This window comes from Roseomonas elaeocarpi (genome assembly GCF_042433915.1).
Lineage (GTDB): Bacteria > Pseudomonadota > Alphaproteobacteria > Acetobacterales > Acetobacteraceae > Roseomonas > Roseomonas elaeocarpi.
In genome coordinates this window covers 1-563 of sequence record NZ_JBHLUN010000028.1, presented here as the reverse complement: position 1 = coordinate 563, position 563 = coordinate 1, and the positions used below count along the sequence as shown (strand labels likewise).

Below are 563 nucleotides of genomic sequence, written 5' to 3'. Positions count from 1 at the left end.
GGCATCGTGCCGCGAGGATCGCTTGCCATCCTGCGGAACATCCTGGGCGGGCGCGCTGCCGGCGAGATCAGGGTCACCGCCAGCGACAAGGCCATCGAGTTCACCGGCCTGGACTGGCGGCTGCACGCGAAGCTGATCGACGGCACCTTCCCGGAATACCGCCGCGTCATCCCCAAGGCGGAGGGCGGCGCGGTCTGCACCGTGGCGCTGCCGCGGCAGCTGTCCCGCCTGCTGGGCACAGTCAGCGCGGTCTCGAACGAGCGATCCCGCCCGGTCCAGATCAACGACGGGCCGGGCGCGGAGCTGTCGGTCTCGGTGCGCAGCCCTGAGGGTGGCGAGGCGGATATGACCATCCCAGCCGATGTCGCCGCCTGGGAGGACGGCGTGCCGCACCCTCGGATCGGCTTCCAGGTGCGCTACCTGCGGGCGCTCTGCGAAGCCGCTCCGAAGGGCTTCACGATGCGGGTGCAGGACGGTCATGCCCCGATGCGGATCGAGTTCCCGGGCGGCCTGGCCTGCCTGATGCCGATGAGGGTGTGACGATGGCGACCGCCACCGCGCCC

At 71.2% G+C, this 563-nt stretch carries 1 pseudogene; it reads left to right on the top strand.

Annotated features, from left to right (window positions below):
* A pseudogene (locus ACFFGY_RS22155) lies at positions 1 to 540 on the top strand (hypothetical protein); the annotation flags it as partial.
* Positions 541 to 563: the final 23 nt, after the last annotated feature.